We start from the raw sequence: 19,597 nt of genomic DNA on the forward strand, positions 1-19,597 counted from the left end.
ACGCTCGCTGCGTTGTCGGGCTCGCCCCGATACGCCCAGTATCGGGGCGACCCTCCGCCTTGCGATCGCACGCACCAGACGCCGCCCGGCCCGCCTTACGGGCGGACGACGCTACTTTCGAAACACGCCCTAGGAGTGCGCTGACGATCTTGGAATCGCGCCCGACTTGCATCAGATTGCCCCGATCAACATTTACTGGCGAAGCGGGGCAAGTCAGGCAGTCGAAGCAAGATCTTCAGCAAACTCCTAGGCCGGCCGGTCGTCGAGCAGCTCATCCGCGGTCAGCTCCTGGCCGGTCAGTTCCTGATCCGGGAACTCCAGATCCCGGTGCTGCTGATCGGGCAGGTCCTCGATGGGCCGGAACCCCGGGACCCAGGATTCCAGCTCGTCCCGCAGCCGCACCGTCGCACCCAGCTGGCACAGCACCCCGATCGTGCTCAGCGTCACCCGGTGTATCAGCAGATAGGCGGGCGGTAGATTCAGCTGCTTGCCCAGCTGGTGGGCGGGGGAGCGGGGATCCGCTATCCGGGCCGCCTGATTGCGCATCCAGCTGCGGGTGAAGGTGAACTCCTCCACCTGTGCCGGCTCGATGATGGGCAGGAGGTAGTCGAGTACCTCATCCGGGTCGAGGGCGATGGATTCCTTGACGAAGCCCTCCTCGCGCAGCAGTTCGTACACTGCTTCCGCGTCACCCGCCAGCGTCAGCCGCAACGAGTCCCCGATGGGCTGAGGCAGGCCGCCCGGCAGCCGGTCCACCGTGCCGAAGTCCAGCACCCCGAGCCGCCATGGCCCGCTCCCACCGCCTTCCGCCTCCCCGTCCGCTTCCCCGCCCCCGGGCAGGAGCCGGAAGTTGCCGGGATGCGGGTCGGCATGCAGCAGATTCGTGCGCGCCGGACCCGAGAAGAGGAATCGTGCCAGCAGCTGACCCGCCCGGTCCCGTTGCTCCTGGGTGCCCTCGGCGATCACCTCGGCCAGCGGGACACCGTCGATCCACTCCGTCACCAGCACCTGGTCGGACTGGTGCACCACGCCGGGAACCACCACATCGGGGTCGTTCGCGAACTCCTCGGCGTGTTCCCGCTGCGACTGCGCCTCCAGTTCGTAGTCCAGCTCCTCCGAGACCCGGTCGCGCAGCTCCGCGATGAGCGGCTTGATATCCATTCCGGGGATCAGCGGGCCGAGCAGCCGGGCGAAGCGGCTGAGTTGGGTCAGGTCCGAGAGCAGGGCCTCCCCGGCGCCCGGATACTGCACCTTCACGGCGACGGCCCGCCCGTCGTGCCAGACAGCCCGGTGCACCTGCCCGATCGACGCGGCGGCCGACGGCTTGTCGTCGAATTCGAGGAACAGCTCCCGCCAGTCCTCACCGAGCCGCTCCGTGAGCACCGCGTGGACGGTGCGGGTCGGCATGGGGGGAGCGGCTTCCTGGAGTTTGGTGAGCGCCGCCCGATACGGCCCGGCGACATCGTCGGGCAGCGCCGACTCGAAGACGGACAGGGCCTGACCGAGCTTCATGGCACCCCCCTTCAGCTCGCCCAGCGTGCGGAACAGCTGGTCCGCCGTGCGCTGCTGGAGTTCACGGGCCACTATCTCCGCGGACTTGCCGCCGATCCGCTTGCCCAGCCCCCACGTGGCACGACCGGCGAAGCCGAGTGGCAGTGCGGCCAACTTTGCTGTACGGGTGACCGCTTTCCGGGGAAGATCAGACATACGCCCCTCCAAATCCCAGACTGCCGTGCCGCGTGCGGCGGTTACCCGGCCATTGTGTCCTGCGCCGCACCGAGCCCGGAGGTGCGCTCCCTCCCAGTGTGCCCACTCGCCCCGCAGGAACAGTCGAGGTGTGGCCCGATCCGCTCCGACCGCCAGTCCAACAGCGGCAGGGCGGCCTCGCATCTGGCTCCCGTGCCGACGGGAAGTTCGCCATCGAGAAACGCCAGCGCCTGGGCCGCCGCGAGACCGGCCACCGCTGTCGCCAGCCCCAGGTCGCACGCCTGCACGGCGCTGCGCCGCCCGGACCGCCACTGCGCAAGCATTCGCGGCCACTGCGGATCCCGATCCGCGCGGTGCAGGTCCAGGCATCCCGCGCAGGCCGTACCGCCGGGCAGTACCAGCGGACCGACCACGCCGGTGGCCTCGATCACTCCGGCATAGAGATGAGGAGTGCCCGAAGCGATCCATGGCTCGGCTGCACGCGGGTCGGGGGCGTACGCCGCGAGACCGTCCCGCGGAGCGACCACGACCAGGGACAGCCCGGGACCACCACGCGACGGGGAGCGGTCCGGCCCCGTCGACCGGGGGGCGGGACCGACAGCGGATCGTCGCACCAACTGCCGGGCGGCGGTGTCCCTGCGCTCACCGACCGCAGTGGCCGGAAGCCCGCCGGGTGCGACGTCCGACTGCTCGGTGACCCCACCGTCCAGGACTTCGACCAGACCCACACCGGACCCGGACAGCACCGCCGCGACTGCCGCACCGACCCGGCCGGAGCCCCGCACCTGGACCCGCATCGCGCGACGGGCCGCCAGCCGTCTCAGCCCGCCCCCGGGTTCGGGGTGCACGACCGAGAGCGACGCGAGGTCGGGGCGCTGTCGCTCCAGTACGTCGGCCCGGTTCCGTAACGCATCGGCTTCCGGCCCGCCTGCCCGGACATCGTCGATCAGTCCCGCTTCCGCCAATCGCGCCACCAGGATGTCAACGTGATGGTCCGACAGGTCCAGTCCCCTGGCTTCCTCGCGCAGCAGCGGCAGGCCGCGCGTTCCGTCGAGCAGTTCCAGGAAACTGCGCGTGGCGATATCCATCGGCCCGACCTTCACCGCGTGAGCGGGCGTCACCCCGAATTGCACGGTGTTCGTTCCACACCACGCTCGGCGCAGTGCGGGTTTCAACATCGGATGCATGGCTTCCCCCGGTTCGTGTTCGTCCTGCTGCTGTCGCTGTTCCGTGTGATCTCCGTGCGGTCCGGAGTGATCTGCGTGCGCCGGCCGCGGACCGGAGCTTCGCGAGATCCGTTGTCAGAATGCAGGCCGGCGCCGAAGCGTGCAGAAAGTTATCCACAGGCATGGGGTATTAGTCGTTCAAATGGTGCGTGCCATGGAACGGATCACGCGCAAACCATCCCGGAGGCGGGACTTCCCGCACTGACAGCGGGTACCGTCGGGGCGTGCCCGCCGACCCGTCACCCGGCTTCGCCGGGGAGACCCCCGCGCGCAGCGCCAAAGACCATCAGCGCAGCGCGGCCAGCCATCCGCCCGGTGTCTCGGTGACGAGCGCGGTCGAGGTCCGCAGGAGCACTCGCCGTAGCAGAACGGTCTCCGCGTACCGGGAGGGCGACCGCACCATCGTGCTGATCCCCGCCAGGATGTCGGAGGCGGAGGAGCGGCGCTGGGTGACCGTGATGCTTGACAGACTCGCGGCCCAGGAGCGCAAGCGCATCCTCGGCGACAGCGAACTCGCCGAGCGGGCCGAGCGGTTGTCCGCCCAGTATTTCGAGGGCCGCGCCAGGCCCGCCTCGGTGCGGTGGGTGACCAACCAGAACACCCGGTGGGGGTCCTGCACCCCGGCGGAGGGCAGCATCCGTCTGTCGCACCGTCTGCAGGGTATGCCGGAGTACGTCGTCGACTACGTGCTCGTCCACGAGCTGGCGCATCTGCTGGTTCCCGGTCACGGTCCGCGGTTCTGGCGGCTGTTGGAGGCGTATCCGCGTACCGAGCGGGCCCGCGGTTACCTCGAAGGAGTGGTGGCGGCGGACCGGCTGCCTCATCTGCCCGCCGCGCGTGGTGAGTGACGTTCAGTGATTCTGTACCGGGTGTGTACCGACTTAGCTCAATGTCGGAGTTTGCGGTTAGCCTGGCGCGACGCATTCACATTCGGGATGGGGGACGGTCGTTACGCATGGCCAGGGAATTCCAACGCGGCCACAAGGCCAAGATCAGTGATCTCACGCCGGGGACGGATCTGTACGTAGGTGTGCAGATCTCCGGTCCTGGACTGACCTTCGACATCAGCTGCTTCGGCCTCGATGCCCATGAGCAGCTCTCCGACGACCGGTATTTCATCTTCTTCAATCAGCCGAAATCACCCGAGGAGTCCATTCAGCTCCTCGGTGCCCAGTCCGGTGACACCGAGTCGTTCCGGGTCACTCTGGACCGCATTCCGGCGAACATCCACAAGCTGTCGTTCACTGCGACGGTCGACGGCGCAGGGCAGATGTCGCAGATCGGTCCGGGATACATTCGGATCGTCGCGGGTGGCGAGGAAGTCGTCAGGTACGCCTTCACCGGCTCCGAGTTCACCACTGAACGCGCGGTGATGCTCGGCGACTTCTACCTGAAGGACGTCTGGCGGTTCGCCGCTGTCGGACAGGGCTTCGACGGCGGCCTCGACGCGCTTCTGAAGAACTTCGGTGGTGAGGTCGCCGAGGAGGCGCCCGCCGCACCGCAGCCGCAGGCGGCGGCCCCCTCGTTCGCCCCGCCCGCGCAGGCCCCGGCGCCCGCTCCGTCCTTCGGCGTCCCGGCCGCGCAGGCCCCCACTCCGCAGCAGCTGATGCATGCCGCGCCGACGATCGCGGCGCCGATGGCACCGCAGGGTGGCACCGCCCCGCCGCCCGCGCCCGCCCCCGCTCCCTACGGTCAGCCGGGACAGCCGCCCCAGCAGCCCCAGTTCGGGCAGTTTCCCGGCCAGGCCATGCCGGCCGCTCCTTACGGTCAGCAGGCCCCGGCACCGTACGGTCAGCAGGCCCCGGCTCCCTACGGGCAGCAGCCCCCCGGAATGCAGCCGGGCATGCCCCAGGGTGTGCCGCAGACCGGCGCCGGTCTGCAGGCCGCGCTCCAGCCGTACAAGGAGACGGCCACCGGCCAGCGTTGGACGCCGCAGAACCAGCAGCTCATGCGGGTCGACCTCACCATGGGCGGTACACCGGTGCTCGCCCGTCAGGGCTCCATGGTGATGTATCAGGGCAAGGTCGACTTCAGTTACAAGGGTGCCGGTTTCGCAGGCCGCATGGTCGGGAATGCCACCGGCCAGGAAATGCAGCTGATGCGCTGTACCGGTCGCGGCCAGGTCTTCCTCGCCGAAGACGGTGCCCATCTGCACTCCATCGAACTGCAGGGTGACGGCATCTGCGTCTCCGCGGAGAGCGTCCTCGCCTTCGACGAGTCGCTGCAGTACGAGGTCCGCAGGATCGAGGGTCACGGCATCCCCGGCGGCGCCCTGTTCACCATGCAGTTCCAGGGCAGCGGCACGGTCGTCGTCAAGACCCACGGAGTCCCCGTCGTCCTGCCGGTCACGCCGACCACGTTCGCCGACTGCAACGCCGTCGTGGCGTGGTCGTCCGCGTCCCAGGTGATCATCTCCAGCCAGGTCCGGCTGCGCCGCAACGCGTACCCGGGGCACAGCGGAGAGACCGTGAACCTCCAGTTCCGGGGAGCCCCCGGCAACTTCATCGTCGTCCAGCCCTACGAGGTCTGAGGGAGCCCATCATGAACCAGCAACTCGCGGGCTTCGCCCCGACCCCCGTCACGGCCCGTATGGAGAACCACGGCCATACGATGCTCAAGGTCGCCATGGCCACGGGCCAGGACCTCTACGCACGTACCGGCTCGATGGTGTCCTACGAGGGCTTCATCCAGTACGAGCCCAACCCGCCGGCCGTCCGGCAGATCGCCTCCCAGTGGATCACCGGCGAGGGCGCGCCCCTGATGAAGTGCTCCGGTGACGGGCTGCTCTACCTGGCCGACTACGGCGCCGATGTGGTCGTCGTCAATCTCAACAACGACTCCCTCTCGGTCAACGGCACCAACGTCCTGGCCTTCGACGGCCACCTCACCTGGGGCGTGGAGCGGGTCAAGGGGCTGGCGAAGTTCGCCGGCCAGGGCCTGTGGAACGTCTGCATCGTCGGCACCGGCTGGGTCGCGATCACCTCGCGCGGCACGCCGATCGTCGTCGACTGCGGACGCGGCGAGGACGAGACCTATGTCGACCCGGACGCCCTCGTGGCGTGGTCCCCGAACCTCAAGGTGAAGGGCAAGCGCAGCTTCAAGGCCTCCTCGCTGATCGGGCGGGGAAGCGGAGAGGCGTTCCAGATGGCGTTCTCCGGCCAGGGCATCGTCGTCGTCCAGCCGAGCGAGGACAGTACGGACCGCCTGCGGGTCCGGAACTGAGGGGGAGCGAGAGCACACCATGCAAAGTCCGCTTTTCAACCACACGGAACAGCAGTCCCAGGACCGGTACACCCTGCAGAACCCGCAGCTCCTGCGGGTCTCGCTGACCGGCCACGACGACGTCCTCGCCCGCAAGGGAGCCATGGTCGCGTATCAGGGGCTGATGGAGTTCGACGGCGAGTACCAGTCGAACAGGCAGCGCCGCGCCCGCGCGAACACCGGTGAGGGCCTCGACCTGATGCGCTGCTCAGGGCAGGGCACCGTCTACCTCGCCAACCTCGCGCAGTACGTCCATGTCGTGGACGTCGACCAGGACGGCATGACGGTGGACAGCGCCTATGTCCTGGCGCTCGACTCGTCGTTGCACACCGAGGTCATCGCTGTGGACAGCCAGTACGGCATCTCGGGCACGGGAAAGTACCAGCTCAACATCTCCGGCACCGGCAAGGTCGCCCTGATGACGTCCGGACAGCCGCTGATGATGCAGGTCACGCCCGACAAGTACGTCAACGTCGACGCCGACGCGATCGTCGCCTGGTCCAGCTCGCTGCGCGTGCAGATGCAGGCACAGACACACTCCTCGGGCGTCTGGCGGCGGCGCGGCAACACCGGCGAGGGCTGGGAGCTCAGCTTCCTCGGACAGGGCTTCGCCCTGGTCCAGCCGAGCGAGGTGCTGCCCCCGCAGAGTGCCCAGATCGGCCAGGGGCTGCGCGCGCAGTACGGCATGGGCCAGCAAGGAGCGCACGGCCAGAACCAGAACAACGCCTGGAACTGAGCGCACGGGCACGGGTGAGGGGCGACTTTGTGAGAGGCCACCCCTCACCCGTTGACGTGCCGGTGCCCGGGGCCGTCGGTACGGCTATCGGCCGCCTTCCAGCGCCGCGCGCGTACGTGCCACCAGCCGCACCACCGAGGTGTCGGCCACCTCGGCCACCTCGTCGTAGGCGAACCAGCGCAGATCCAGCGACTCGTCGCTGATCTCTTCCGTCGCGCCCGACGGCGCCAGCGCCGCGTACTGCACATCCAGATGCCAGTGGCAGGGCGCCGGGATCGCATGCCGGTCCAGCACCACCGGGCCGCCCGCCAGCAGCGTCAGACCGCTGATGCCGGATTCCTCGGTGGCCTCACGCAGCGCCGCGCCCGCCAGCGTGGCGTCCTCGGGTTCGCAGTGGCCGCCCATCTGCAGCCACATCTGCAGCTTCCGGTGCAGTGTCAGCAGCACCCGTTCGCGCTCCGGATCGACGACCAGCGCGCTGGCCGTCAGATGCCCGGCCCCGCACGCCTTCCACATGCCGTCCGGATGCTGTGCCAGATGGTCGAGATAGGTCTGCCGCAGCTGCTCCTGATCAGCGTCGGCCCCGTCCTCGTACCTCTTCAGTACGAGAACGGCGTCGTCGTACAGGCTCACTGGTCGGTGTCCTCCGTGCCGTCGCTGTCGCCGGTGGCGCCGGTTTCCTCGCCCTTGTCGTCCGCGGGCTTCCGGGGACCCTTGGCGGCCTCGCCGAGCATCTTGTCCAGCTCGGAGAAGTCCAGCTGCTCGTGGTGCACGAACCCGTCCGGGTCGTCCAGGTCATGCGCGGTCGGCAGCATGTCCGGGTGCTCCCAGAGCGCGTCGCGCCCGTCGAGACCGCGCGCGTCCGTGAGTGACGCCCACAGCCGCGAGGCGTCCCGCAGCCGCCGCGGCCGCAACTGCAGCCCGATCAGCGTGGCGAACGTCTGCTCGGCCGGGCCACCGGAGGCACGGCGCCTGCGCATCGTCTCGCGCAGTGCGTCCGCCGAGGTCAGCCGGGACTTCGCAGCCTCGTGGACCACCGCGTCAACCCAGCCCTCGACCAGCGCGAGCGCCGTCTCCAGCCGGGCCAGCGCCGCCTTCTGCTCCGGTGTGTCCTCCGGCTGGAACATGCCCTGCTGAAGGGCGTCCTGAAGCTGCTCGGGCTGCGACGGATCGAACTGGCCGACCACGTCCTCCAGCTTGCTGGTGTCGACCTTGATGCCGCGCGCGTACCCCTCGACAGCACCGAACAGGTGCGAGCGCAGCCACGGCACATGGGCGAAGAGCCGCTGGTGGGCAGCCTCGCGCAGGGCGAGATAGAGCCGCACCTCGTCCTGCGGCACGCTCAGGTCCTTGCCGAACATCTCGACGTTCAACGGAAGGAGCGCGGCCTTGCCCGCCGGGCCGAGCGGCAGCCCGATATCGGTCGAACCGACCACCTCACCCGCCAGCACACCCACGGCCTGCCCGATCTGCTGACCGAACATCGCGCCGCCCATCGACCTCATCATGCCGATCAGCGGGCCGGCCATGGCCTGCATTTCCTCGGGCAGCACATCGCCCATGGCCATGCCGACACGTTCCGCCACCGGGTCGACCAGCTTCTGCCAGGCGGGAAGGGACGCCTCGACCCACTCCGCGCGGCTCCATGCCACGGTCGAGACCGCACCAGAGGGCAGCGACGTCACGCCGTCCAGCCAGTGATCCGCCAGGCGCAGCGCCTCGTCGACCGCCGACCGCTCGGACGGGCCGACGCTCGCGTCCTTCGTTCCGTCCGGCGTGCCCTGCGAAACCGTCTGGCGGGCGATCTGCTTGGCCATGTCCCAGTTCACGGGACCGCCCTCGTAGCTCAGCATCTGGCCGAGCTGCTGGAAGGCGGCTCCCAGGTCGTTCGGGTTCATCGTGCCGAACATCGCCGCGAACGGGTTGTCCCCGCCCGCGCCCGGACCGAAGCCGAACGGGTTCGCCGGACCGCCCGAACCCTGCCCACCTCCGGTGGGGTCCTTCTTCTTGCCCTCGTCGCCGTTCTCCGGCTCCTCCGGCGGAAGGCCGAATCCGAATGGGGTGTCACTCACGGGTTTCCTCGGCTCGTAGGGCCGCCGGCTCGAACCGACGGCGACTGCCCGACATCACCATCCAGCGTAGACACCATGTCCGCTCAGGGCCTCAGTGCTCCGCCGGGTCCCGGCCTGCGGCAGGATGGATGCCACCTGGTACGCACGCGTCATTCGGGTACGTACTGAAGACAACCGCTGGAGACGCCCGGTGAGTTCCCCAGATCCTCAGGTTCGCGCAGCGCGAAACCTGGCCGACCCTTCGCACGAGAGCACGCCCTCGAAAAGCCGCTCCAAGAGCCGCGGCCCCGTCGTCGCGGTCACCGGTGCCGCGACCGGCGTCGGTGAGCTGCTCACCGCGCGCCTCGCGGCATCCGAGGAGATCAAGCAGGTCATCGCCATCGACGAGCGCCGCGGCGAGGTCTCCGATGCGACCTGGCACATTCTCGACGTGCGCGACCCCGCCATCGCCGAGAAACTGCGTGGCGCAGACGTCGTCGTCCATCTGGCACTCGATCTCGACCTGGAGACCGACCCCGCCGCCCGTACCGCGTACAACGTCCGCGGCACCCAGACCGTGCTGACGGCCGCCGCGGCCGCCGGAGTCCACCGGGCGGTGCTCTGCACCTCGGCGATGGTCTACGGGGCGCTGCCCGACAACGACATCCCGCTCGCCGAGGACGCAGAGCTGCGCGCCACGGCCGAGGCCACCGGTGTCGGTGACCTCCTGGAGATCGAACGGCTCGGCCGCCGCGCACCGCGTGCCCATCCCGGGCTCAACGTCACCGTGGTCCGTCCCACCGTTCTGGTCGGCGGTACGGACACGGCGCTGACCCGTTACTTCGAGTCGCCGCGCCTCCTCGTCGTCGCCGGATCGCGCCCCGCCTGGCAGTTCTGCCATGTCGACGACCTGGTCACAGCCCTCGAGTACGCCGCGCTGGAGAAGATCGACGGGGAGTTCGCAGTCGGCTGCGACGGCTGGCTGGAGCAGGAGGAGGTCGAGGAGCTCAGTGGTGTACGCCGGATGGAGCTGCCCTCCGCAGTCGCCCTCGGCGCCGCAGCACGGCTGCACCGGATCGGTCTCACCCCGTCCCCCGCGGGCGACCTCGCATACACGATGCACCCCTGGGTGGTCAGTGTGAGCCGACTTCACGACGTCGGCTGGCGTCCCCGGTGGACCAACGAGGAGGTGCTCGCCGCGCTCCTCGAAGAGGTCGAGGGCCGCCACACCGTCGCCGGACGCCGGCTCGGCCGCAAGGACGCCACCGCTGCCGGTGCCGCAGGTGCGACCGTCGCGCTGCTCGGCACGGCCGCCCTGGTCCGTCGCGCCCGCAAGGCGCGCCGTCGCATCTAGTGCCCCTCCTGGCAAGCTTTGCCCCGTCGCGCCGCCCGGCACGACCGCTCGCACCGGACGGCGCTCCTCATGGGGCAGACATCGCCGGTCACGGCACTGGGGTCTTTTGTTCGGATCATGCCGGTCGGGTCTGTAGAAGGCTCCAAGGCTGTCGATGGTCCGCCGGTGGAAAGGGCTGTTCCGCGATGTCGGCGCGGTACGGCACGATAGGCGGCATGGCACCCACCCACGACCACCCCGGTGAGCAGGCAGCGCAGGACCCGATCCGGCTGCTGGAGATCCGCGAGACACCGTTGTCGGTCGACGAGATCTTCCGCGCCGTCGGGGACGACGCCGCGGGCGGCACCGCCCTCTTCGTCGGCACGGTGCGCAATCACGACGGCGGACAGGACGTCGGCGCGCTGGGCTACTCCTGCCATCCGTCGGCGCAGGACGAGATGCGCCGGGTGGCCGAGAAGGTCGCGGCCGAGTTCCCGGTCCGGGCGCTGGCGGCAGTACACCGTGTGGGTGAACTGAAGGTGGGAGATCTGGCCGTCGTCGTCGCCGTCTCCTGCCCGCACCGCGCGGAGGCGTTCGCGGCGTGTCGCAAGCTCATCGACGATCTCAAGCACGAGGTTCCGATCTGGAAACACCAGCGGTTTTCCGACGGCACGGAGGAGTGGGTCGGTGCCTGCTGAGCTCAAACCAATCCGGCGGTCATCCGCCCCGATTTGCGTAACCGCACCCCTGCCATGAGCGTTGAATCTGCAGATGGCTAATCTGCTGATTGCGCGGTTGCGGTCGCTCATGGGGTAGGGAGGTCGTCATGGCAGCACTTGCCTGGTTGCTGATTCCGCTTTTCGCTGCTCTCGGCGCTGCGATATGGGGGAGCTGGGCCGCCAGAAATCGCACGACCGGCGATGTCACCGAACTCGCCGGGTATGCCCGGTTCCGTGAGGCGATGGAGAAATCTCACTCCGGTTCCGACGCTGCCTGAGGCAGCACCGTACGTACGCAGTTGCCGATCCGCATCGCGGCGCCGGCAGCCCACGCCGATCGGCACAGCACCTCACCTGGCCCTCCGCCCCTTACGGACCGGCCCCGGCGGTGCACTGACAGACCCTTCCCGTACTGTCGTTCCATGCCACGCCGCACCGCGACGATGCTCGCCTCCACGCTGATCCTCATCGCGCTGCTCTGCGCGGGCGTGCTGATGAAAGTGCCGTACTCGGAGATGTCCCCCGGTCCGACGGTGAACACGCTCGGCAAGGTCGGTGGGGAACCGGTCCTGCAGATCTCCGGGCACAAGACGTACAAGACGTCCGGCAACCTCAATATGACGACGGTGCGGGTCACGGGCGCCGACTACAACATGAACCTCGTCGAGGCCGTCTACGGCTGGCTCGCCCACGACAGCGTCGTCGTCCCGCACGACACGCTGTATCCGAACGGCAAGACCGAGCAGCAGTCGACGCAGGAGAACGCCGAGGAGTTCAGCCAGTCCCAGGAGAGCGCCAAGGTCGCCGCCCTCACCGAACTGGGCATCCCGGTGACCTCGCGCGTCGTGGTCTCCACGGTGATCAAGGGCAGCCCCGCGCAGGGCAAGCTGCACGCGGGCGACGTGATCAAGGCGGTCGACGGTACGGCGGTCAGACAGCCCGAGGACGTCGCGAAGCTCGTCACCAAGCACAAGCCCGGTGAGAACGTCACGTTCACGGTGATCCCGGCCAAGACGGCGGCCGCCGCCGAGAAGGCAGGCAAGGAGCCGCAGGGTTCCGAGAAGATCATCATCACGACGGCGAAGGCGGCCAAGGAGAACCGGGCGATCGTCGGCATCCAGGCCGGGACGGATCACACGTTCCCGTTCCCGATCGACATCAAGCTCGCCGATGTCGGCGGCCCGAGCGCCGGTCTGATGTTCTCCCTGGGTATCATCGACAAGCTGACGCCCGGACAGCTGACCGGCGGCAAGTTCATCGCGGGCACCGGCACCATCGACGACCAGGGCAAGGTCGGCCCGATCGGCGGCATCACCATGAAGCTGGTCGGCGCGCGCAACGCGGGCGCCAGGTACTTCCTGACGCCGGACGACAACTGCAGGGCCGCCGCGTCCGACACCCCCAGCGGGCTCACGCTCGTGAAGGTCAAGACGATCGACGACGCGAAGAAGTCGCTGGAGCAGATCCGAACGGGGGACACGGCCGCTCTGCCGAGCTGCTCGGCAGGCTGACCGTGCCCCCACGGTGACGGCGGGCGCGATGCCGCCCGCCGTGGCAGGACTCTCAGGACTCGAACGTGGCTGCCAGCGCCTCGGCCAGCCCCGGTACCAGACCTGCGCCGGTCAGGACCTCGCTCGCGGAGTCCTTCTCGCGGAGCCGTACGGCGGACTCCCGCGCACCGTTGCGCAGGACGGCCACGGTCATCCGCACCTCCTGCCGGTCGGGGTGCCGGGCGACCCACTTCGTCAGCTGGGCGTCACTGAGCCCGTCCGGTACGGAGGCCTCGGCGGACGGCGGCAGCATCAGGCGCTCCACCGTCAACGCGCATCCGGCCACGGCGTCGGGCCAGGCAATGGTGGCGAGGAACTCGTCCAGCGCCTTTCCGCGGGGGATCTCCTCCTGCTCGATCGGGGTGAGTGCGGCGGTCGTCGACTCCGGGCTGTCGAGACCGAGCTGGGCGGCGAGCCCCGGTTCCTGGGCGCGCAGCTTGGCGGTGTCGACGAGAGCGAAGAGCCGGGCGGGCTGGTCCCAGCCGAGGCCGGCGGCGTACTCGTCGATTTCGAGCACGGCGACGGTGAGGGGGCTTGCGGCCATCGGGGGGCCTGAGGGGGAAACGTTGGGCATGTCCAACATCCTGCCTCCTTCCGCCCCGGTAATGGGAACTAGGTAAAGCCTCAGTAAGTTGCATAGGTGGGCTCTACGATCGCTGGGCCCGCTTCACACGACCGCGAACTTCGAGGTGCGCACGTTGGCTTTCCAGATGCCGGACCGTGGCGGAGGCCCGACCGGGCCACGGATCAGAGTCGGCCGCCCGTCCCGGCGCGCCCGTACCCTGCTCATGACACTCGGCGTCCTGGCGATTCTCGCCATGGCGTTCGTCATGTTCGCCGGGTTCTGGACGGACTGGCTCTGGTACCGGTCGGTCGCATATTCGTCCGTCTTCACCACCACCCTGTGGACCAAGATCGGGCTGTTCCTCGTCTTCGGACTGCTGATGGCGATCGCTGTCGGCCTGAACATCTGGCTCGCGCACCGGCTCCGGCCGCCGCTGAGCGCGATGTCCCTGGAGCAGCAGAGCCTGGACCGCTACCGGATGAGCATCGCCCCGTACAAGAGGTGGGTACTGCTCGCGGTCACCGCGCTCGTCGGGCTGATCGCCGGAGCGTCCGCATCGGGCCAGTGGCGCACGTGGCTGATGTACGTGAACGGCGTGGCGTTCGGGCAGAAGGACCCCCAGTTCCATCTGGACGTCTCCTTCTACGCCTTCGACCTTCCGTGGTACCGCTTCCTGCTGGGCTTCGGCTTCGCGGCCACGGTGCTCTCGCTGATCGCCGCCGCGCTGACCCACTACCTGTACGGCGGGCTCCGCATCACCAGTCCCGGCGCGCGGGCGACCGGCGCGGCCACCGGCCATCTGTCGGTGCTGCTCGGCGTCTTCATCTCGCTGAAGGCCGTGGCGTACTGGCTCGACCGGTACGGGCTGGCGGTGAAGTCCAGCGACTTCAAGGCGACGGACAACTGGACGGGCCTGCGGTACGTCGACGCCAACGCCTATCTGCCGGCGAAGACGATCCTGTTCTGCATCGCCGCGATCTGCGCCGTGCTGTTCTTCGCGACGCTGTGGCGCCGCACCTGGCAGCTCCCGATGATCGGCTTCGGTCTGATGGTGCTCTCCGCGATCCTGATCGGCGGGCTGTACCCGGCGATCGTGCAGAAGTTCCAGGTCCAGCCCAACGAGCAGGCCAAGGAAGCCCCGTTCATCCGGAAGAACATCCAGGCGACGCGTGACGCGTACGACATCGACAACGCCCGGGTGACCGACTATTCGGGCAAGAGCACCACGACGGACGACGCGAAGCTCCGCGCGAGCGCGGACGACGCCGCGAGCTACCGGGTGATGGACCCCAACGTCGTCTCCCCGGCCTTCCAGCAGCTCCAGCAGAAGCGGAACTACTACCAGTTCCCCAAGACTCTGGACGTCGACCGCTACAAGGACGCCGCCGGCAAGGACCAGGACACGGTCATCGGTCTGCGCGAGCTCAACCTGGACGGCATCCCCAAGCGCAACTGGATCAACGACCACTTCACGTACACCCACGGCTACGGCGCCATCGCCGCGCGGGGCACCACGACGGGCAAGAACCCGAAGGGGTCCCCGGACTTCACCGAGTCGGGTCTGCCGACCACCGGCGAGCTCGGCACGTACCAGCAGCAGATCTACTACGGCGAAAAGACCGAGCAGTACTCCATCGTCGGCGGGCCCCAGAAGGAGCTCGACTACGAGGAGGACGGCGAGAAGACCACCAGCTACAAGGGCAACAGCGGAGTCAGCCTCTCCAACGCGTTCAACCGCGCCGCGTACGCGGTCTCGTTCAGCGAGCCGCAGATCCTCTACTCGGGGGCCATCGGCGAGGGCTCGCGGATCCTCTACAACCGCACGCCCAAGGAGCGCGTCGAGGCGGTCGCCCCGTGGTTGACCATCGACGGCGACGCGTACCCGGCGGTGGTGAACCACCGCATCCAGTGGGTCGTCGACGCGTACACCACCACCAACGGGTACCCGTACGCCTCGCGCACGACGCTCGGTGACACCACGGCCGACTCGCTGACCACCAATCAGCGCGCGGTCGTCGCCCAGCAGAATCAGGTCAACTACATCCGCAACTCTGTGAAGGCCACCGTCGACGCGTACGACGGCAAGGTCACGCTGTACGAGTGGGACACCAAGGACCCGGTCCTCAAGACCTGGCGCAAGGCGTTCCCCGGGACGGTGAAGCCACGGGCTGACATCCCCCAGGACCTGATGGCCCACCTGCGGTACCCGCAGGACCTGTTCAAGGTGCAGCGCGAGCTGCTCACCCGCTACCACGTCACCAACCCCGCACAGTTCTACAGCGGCAGTGACGCGTGGCAGGTCCCGGACGACCCGACGAAAAAGGAGTCCGGCGCCGTCCCGCCGTACTACCTGAGCATAAAGATGCCGGATCAGCCGGCCCAGAAGTTCTCGCTGACCACCACGTTCACCCCGAAGGGGCGGCCCGACCTCGGGGCGTTCATGGCGGTGGACGCGGATGCGGCCAGCAAGGACTACGGCACCATACGGTTGCTCAGAGTCACCACGACGGTGAAGGGCCCCGGGCAGGTGCAGAGCGAGCTCAACGGCAACGACGATGTCGCCGAGTTCGTGAGAAACCTCAAGGGAACCGACTCCGACATCGAGTACGGCAACCTGCTGACGGTGCCGCTCGACGGGGGCTTCCTCTACATCGAGCCGGTCTACACGCGCGGTGGCACGCAGAACTACCCGCTGCTGCGCAAGGTGGCTGCCTCGTACGGTTCGAAGACCGTCTTCGAGAACAGCCTCGGGGAGGCGCTCAACGCGGTCTTCGGGGTGGAGGGCACCGAAACCACGCAGCCGCCGGGTGAGACCACGAAGCCACCTGCGACCACCGGCGACGCCGCGCTCAAGCAGGCGATCGCGGATGCGCAGAAGGCCTATGCGGAGGGTGAGGCAGCCCTGAAGAAGCAGGACTGGACTGCCTACGGCAAGGCCCAGGCCGATCTGCAGGACGCGCTGAAGCGTGCGGCGGCGGCCGCGCCCAAGGCGGACAAGGGCAGCTGAGCAGTTGCTGGTAAAGCCCCACCTCCGCGTCGTGGTAAGGTTTGAACACAACGACGCGGGGTGGAGCAGCTCGGTAGCTCGCTGGGCTCATAACCCAGAGGTCGCAGGTTCAAATCCTGTCCCCGCTACTGAAAGACGAAGGCCCGGATCCTTTCGAGGATCCGGGCCTTCGTCGTGCCGTGAAACCTTCCCATGTGGTGGGCGTGAAGTGCGGTTCGCAGGGCACGAGTTGGGTCCGGACGTGTTTGACTTATCTCTCTGTGGGCATGTCGACAAAACGCTGAAGTGACCTCACTGGCCGCGGTATACCAGGTGTACGCGGGTTGCAGGTGGTGGGACGATGGTATTTATGGGGGACAGGGCAACTCTGTTGGAGACAGGGCGGTTTGTGCAGCTGCACGTCCATGGGGTGGAAAACGTGACGGACGCGGCTTTTGTCGCTGACGCTGCGAGTAACGCCGTGACCGTTGAGAACACCGAGACCGTGGAAGGTGTCGAGGTCGCGGGGGCGGCCGGGACCACGGGAGTCGCCGGGACCGTGGCGGCTTCCGGCGAAGCCGAGAGCACGGAGAGTGCCGAGACCGAAGCGCGGCACCGCCGCGCCGCCGACGCCGGGGACACCGCGTCCATGAGCGTCCTCGGTGCCCTGTTGCTGCGCCGTGGTGATCTGAACGCCGCCGAGCCCTACCTACGGGGAGCCACGGCCGACGGCGACCGGGCCGCCGCCAACAACCTGGGTGTTCTCCTCCACCAGCGCGGCTATGCCGACGAGGCGGCCGGCTGGTGGCGTATTGCCGCCGTCGCCGGTTCCGCCGCCGCCGCGCACGCCCTGGGCCGCCACTACCGCGAGCGCGGTGACGAGCCCGGCGCCGAGTACTGGCTGCGCCAGTCCGCCGAGCAGGGCCATGCACTGGGCGCGTACGCCCTTGCCGACCTGCTGGAACACCGCAGCGACGTCGGTGCCGAGCGCTGGTTGCGCGCCGCAGCCGAGCAGGGCCACCGCGAGGCCGCCTACCGCCTGGCACGCGCCGTGGAGCGCAGGGCTGCCGCCGACCGGCACGACGCGTTCGGCCGTCCCGGAGCGGACGTGGGGCTCGGGATGGGCATGGGGCCCGGTCTGGGGGCGGCCGGTGGTCCAGTGACCGGTACGCGTAAGGCGGGCGGGACCGCCGCACGCAAGGACGACGGACCCGTGGCCGGTTCCGCCACCGGACAGGTCGGTGAGGCCGAGCAGTGGTACCGGCAGGCCGCCGCGCGCGGACACCGTCGCGCCGCCCTGCATCTCGGCGCCATCCTCGAACGGCGCGGCGAGCTCAAGGAGGCCGGCCGCTGGTACCTCACCTCCGCCAAGGACGGTGAGGCACGGGCCGCCTGCGCGCTCGGATTCCTGCTGCGCGATGCGGGCGACGAGGAGAGCGCCGCCGTGTGGTGGCTGCGCGCCGCCCAGGACGGTGACGGCAACGCCGCCAACGCCCTGGGTGCCCTGCACGCCGCCCGCGGCGAGCAGCAGACCGCCGAGCGCTGGTACCGCGCCGCCATGGACGCGGGCGACGTCAACGGCGCGTACAACCTCGGACTGCTGTGCGCCGCCCAGGACCGTACGCCGCAGGCCGAGCAGTGGTACCGCCGTGCGGCATACGCCGGTCATCGCGAGGCCGCCAACGCGCTGGCCGTACTCCTGCTCCAGGCGGGGGACGCGACCGGTGCGGAGCCCTGGTTCTCCAAAGCCGCCGAGGCGGGCAGCGTCGACGCCGCCTTCAACCTCGGCATCCTGCACGCAGGGCGCGACGAGGACCGGGCGGCGCTCAGCTGGTACGAGCGGGCCGCCGCCGCCGGGCACACGGAGGCGGCGCTCCAGGTCGGTATGGCGCTGCTGCACCGCGGCGAGGAGCAGGAGGCCGAGCGTCATCTTCGCTGCGCCGCGGGCGGCGGCAGCGCCGAGGCCGCCTTCCGGCTGGCCGGGGTGCTGGACTCGCGGCAGCCGCCGCCGGGACCGCCCGCGCTCGGAGAGCCGATGCCGGAGAAGACCGAGTGCGAGGAGTGGTACGAGCGGGCCGCCGAGCAGGGGCATCGCCGCGCCCAGGTGCGCGTCGGCATGCTCGCCGCCGCTCGCGGCGATGTGGACAGCGCCGCCCGCTGGTACCGCGAGGCGGCCGAGGCGGGCAGCCGCAACGGGGCCTTCAACCTCGGGCTGCTCCTCGCCCGCGAGGGCAGCGAGCGCGAGGCCGCGTTGTGGTGGAGCCGCGCCGCGAACGACGGGCACGGGCGGGCCGCGCTGCGCCTCGCCCTGCTCGCCGCCCGCCGCGGCGAACTCACCGAGGGACAGCGCTGGTGCGCACGGGCGGTCGAGTTGGGCCCGGCGGAGGTCGCCGAGCGGGCAGCACGGCTGCGCGAGGCGCTGCACCAGGAGCTGACCGCGTAGGGGAGCACCACCGGCGCGGTACGGGGCGTGGCGCCGGCCCTGGCGTTCCACCCGTCCGAGCCGGTGCAGGATCGCCGGACATGCCGCACGGCACGGGTATGTGCCGGCGGGCCCGGCGCCGTGCCGCAGTCGGCCCCGTCACTCGCGATCCCTGCCCGAGCCCCCCGGCTCCCTGTGCGGGCCGGTACGCCGAGTCTCCGCGGGCCGCCGCCCCACCCAGCGGAAACGGATTTGCGCCGGTCGGGGGCGTCACGTAATGTTGTGTTCACCGACGCGGGGTGGAGCAGCTCGGTAGCTCGCTGGGCTCATAACCCAGAGGTCGCAGGTTCAAATCCTGTCCCCGCTACTGAAAACAGAGGGCCGGATCCTTTTACAGGGATCCGGCCCTCTGTTCATGTCCGAGGCCATTGCCTCAGAGCATGTGGCCCATCGCTTCCCCGTGCATCGCTCTTGCCGGTCACGAGGTCCACCTCGTGATCTTCCGCTTCTTCGCCGGCGGCACCGGAACCCGGGGTCTCGCTCGCACCGGGCCTCTCGCGGAGTCTCAGGCCGTTGTCGCGCAGTTCGGGCAGATGCCGCGGTACGTCACCTCGACACCGGAGACCGTGAAGCCGAAGCGCTCGTCGGCCGGCAGGTCCGCCAGCGGATCGCCCGCCGGGTGCACGTCACGGATGGTGCCGCACCGGGCGCAGACCAGGTGGTGGTGGGGGCGGTGCGCGTTCGGGTCGTACCGCTTCGCTCGGCGATCCGTGGAGACCTCGATGACCTCGCCGAGGGTGACCATCTCACCGAGCGTGTTGTAGACGGTGGCGCGGGAGATCTCCGGCAGTTTGGCGACGGCCCGGGCGTGGACCTCGTCGGCCGTCAGGTGCACATGGTCCCCGTCGAGGACTTCGGCCACGACGCGCCGCTGCGCAGTCATGCGCCAGCCGCGTCCGCGGAGCCGTTCCAGCAGGTCACTCATGGAAACAAGCCTAACAGTGAGGGGGCCCTGGTCCTGAACGAGTGTGACTTTAGATG

General features: G+C 69.2%; 16 protein-coding genes and 2 tRNA genes. 12 read left to right on the forward strand and 6 right to left on the reverse strand.

What is annotated here, in order from left to right; translation table 11 throughout:
* Positions 1-246: 246 nt before the first annotated feature.
* Positions 247-1,707, reverse strand: a complete 1,461-nt coding sequence (locus AB0N06_RS24755; protein ID WP_366136858.1) for an AarF/ABC1/UbiB kinase family protein — start codon at positions 1,705-1,707, stop codon at positions 247-249.
* A 41-nt stretch (positions 1,708-1,748) separates the two neighbouring features.
* Complete coding sequence (locus tag AB0N06_RS24760; protein WP_366136859.1) at positions 1,749-2,894, reverse strand: ThiF family adenylyltransferase; 1,146 nt, start codon at positions 2,892-2,894, stop codon at positions 1,749-1,751.
* A 263-nt stretch (positions 2,895-3,157) separates the two neighbouring features.
* Here AB0N06_RS24760 and AB0N06_RS24765 point away from each other — a divergent pair, with 263 nt between their 5' ends.
* The 4 genes from AB0N06_RS24765 to AB0N06_RS24780 all read left to right on the forward strand — a co-directional run bounded on the left by AB0N06_RS24765 (position 3,158) and on the right by AB0N06_RS24780 (position 6,930).
* Entirely contained in the window at positions 3,158-3,781 is a 624-nt protein-coding gene (locus AB0N06_RS24765) for a M48 family metallopeptidase (RefSeq protein ID WP_366136860.1), read from the forward strand.
* Between the two features lie 107 nt (positions 3,782-3,888).
* Positions 3,889-5,463, forward strand: coding sequence for a TerD family protein (locus AB0N06_RS24770; RefSeq protein ID WP_366136861.1), 1,575 nt, complete (start codon positions 3,889-3,891; stop codon positions 5,461-5,463).
* A gap of 11 nt (positions 5,464-5,474) precedes the next feature.
* Positions 5,475-6,155 carry an AIM24 family protein gene (locus AB0N06_RS24775; RefSeq protein ID WP_366136862.1) on the forward strand — a complete coding sequence of 227 codons (681 nt, stop codon included), beginning with the start codon at positions 5,475-5,477 and terminating at the stop codon, positions 6,153-6,155.
* 19 nt (positions 6,156-6,174) lie between these two features.
* Complete coding sequence (locus AB0N06_RS24780; protein WP_366136863.1) at positions 6,175-6,930, forward strand: AIM24 family protein; 756 nt, start codon at positions 6,175-6,177, stop codon at positions 6,928-6,930.
* 84 nt (positions 6,931-7,014) lie between these two features.
* On the opposite strand, the gene AB0N06_RS24785 is transcribed toward AB0N06_RS24780, so the two are convergent.
* On the reverse strand, positions 7,015-7,563 hold the full coding sequence (locus AB0N06_RS24785) for an NUDIX hydrolase (RefSeq protein WP_366136864.1): 549 nt from the start codon (positions 7,561-7,563) through the stop codon (positions 7,015-7,017).
* Positions 7,560-9,002 carry a zinc-dependent metalloprotease gene (locus AB0N06_RS24790; protein WP_366136865.1) on the reverse strand — a complete coding sequence of 481 codons (1,443 nt, stop codon included), beginning with the start codon at positions 9,000-9,002 and terminating at the stop codon, positions 7,560-7,562. The genes AB0N06_RS24785 and AB0N06_RS24790 overlap by 4 nt, the downstream gene beginning before the upstream one ends.
* A 190-nt stretch (positions 9,003-9,192) precedes the next feature.
* On the opposite strand from AB0N06_RS24790, the gene AB0N06_RS24795 reads away from it, so the two are divergent.
* From AB0N06_RS24795 to AB0N06_RS24810, 4 genes are all read left to right on the forward strand, one after another.
* Positions 9,193-10,335, forward strand: a complete 1,143-nt coding sequence (locus tag AB0N06_RS24795; RefSeq protein WP_366136866.1) for an SDR family oxidoreductase — start codon at positions 9,193-9,195, stop codon at positions 10,333-10,335.
* 215 nt (positions 10,336-10,550) lie between these two features.
* Complete coding sequence (locus AB0N06_RS24800) at positions 10,551-11,012, forward strand: molybdenum cofactor biosynthesis protein MoaE (protein WP_366136867.1); 462 nt, start codon at positions 10,551-10,553, stop codon at positions 11,010-11,012.
* 128 nt (positions 11,013-11,140) lie between these two features.
* Positions 11,141-11,311: a hypothetical protein gene (locus tag AB0N06_RS24805; RefSeq protein WP_366136868.1), complete on the forward strand. Its 171-nt coding sequence runs from the start codon at positions 11,141-11,143 to the stop codon at positions 11,309-11,311.
* Positions 11,312-11,455: 144 nt separating this feature from the next.
* Positions 11,456-12,544: a PDZ domain-containing protein gene (locus AB0N06_RS24810; protein ID WP_366136869.1), complete on the forward strand. Its 1,089-nt coding sequence runs from the start codon at positions 11,456-11,458 to the stop codon at positions 12,542-12,544.
* Positions 12,545-12,596: 52 nt separating this feature from the next.
* Here the strand turns inward: AB0N06_RS24810 and AB0N06_RS24815 are convergent, their stop codons facing one another.
* Positions 12,597-13,166 carry a PPA1309 family protein gene (locus AB0N06_RS24815; protein ID WP_366136870.1) on the reverse strand — a complete coding sequence of 190 codons (570 nt, stop codon included), beginning with the start codon at positions 13,164-13,166 and terminating at the stop codon, positions 12,597-12,599.
* Positions 13,167-13,293: 127 nt separating this feature from the next.
* Between AB0N06_RS24815 and AB0N06_RS24820 the strand changes: the two genes are divergently transcribed.
* The 4 genes from AB0N06_RS24820 (at position 13,294) to AB0N06_RS24835 (ending at position 18,923) form a co-directional block, all read left to right on the forward strand.
* Positions 13,294-16,155, forward strand: a complete 2,862-nt coding sequence (locus AB0N06_RS24820; RefSeq protein ID WP_366136897.1) for a UPF0182 family protein — start codon at positions 13,294-13,296, stop codon at positions 16,153-16,155.
* Between the two features lie 54 nt (positions 16,156-16,209).
* A tRNA-Met gene (locus AB0N06_RS24825) sits at positions 16,210-16,283 on the forward strand.
* Positions 16,284-16,495: 212 nt separating this feature from the next.
* Complete coding sequence (locus AB0N06_RS24830) at positions 16,496-18,577, forward strand: sel1 repeat family protein (protein WP_366136871.1); 2,082 nt, start codon at positions 16,496-16,498, stop codon at positions 18,575-18,577.
* 272 nt (positions 18,578-18,849) lie between these two features.
* Positions 18,850-18,923: transfer RNA gene (locus tag AB0N06_RS24835), tRNA-Met, on the forward strand.
* Positions 18,924-19,121: 198 nt separating this feature from the next.
* Here the strand turns inward: AB0N06_RS24835 and AB0N06_RS24840 are convergent.
* Positions 19,122-19,541, reverse strand: coding sequence for a Fur family transcriptional regulator (locus AB0N06_RS24840; RefSeq protein WP_366136872.1), 420 nt, complete (start codon positions 19,539-19,541; stop codon positions 19,122-19,124).
* Positions 19,542-19,597: the final 56 nt, after the last annotated feature.

The organism is Streptomyces sp. NPDC051020, from assembly GCF_040683105.1.
Lineage (GTDB): Bacteria > Actinomycetota > Actinomycetes > Streptomycetales > Streptomycetaceae > Streptomyces.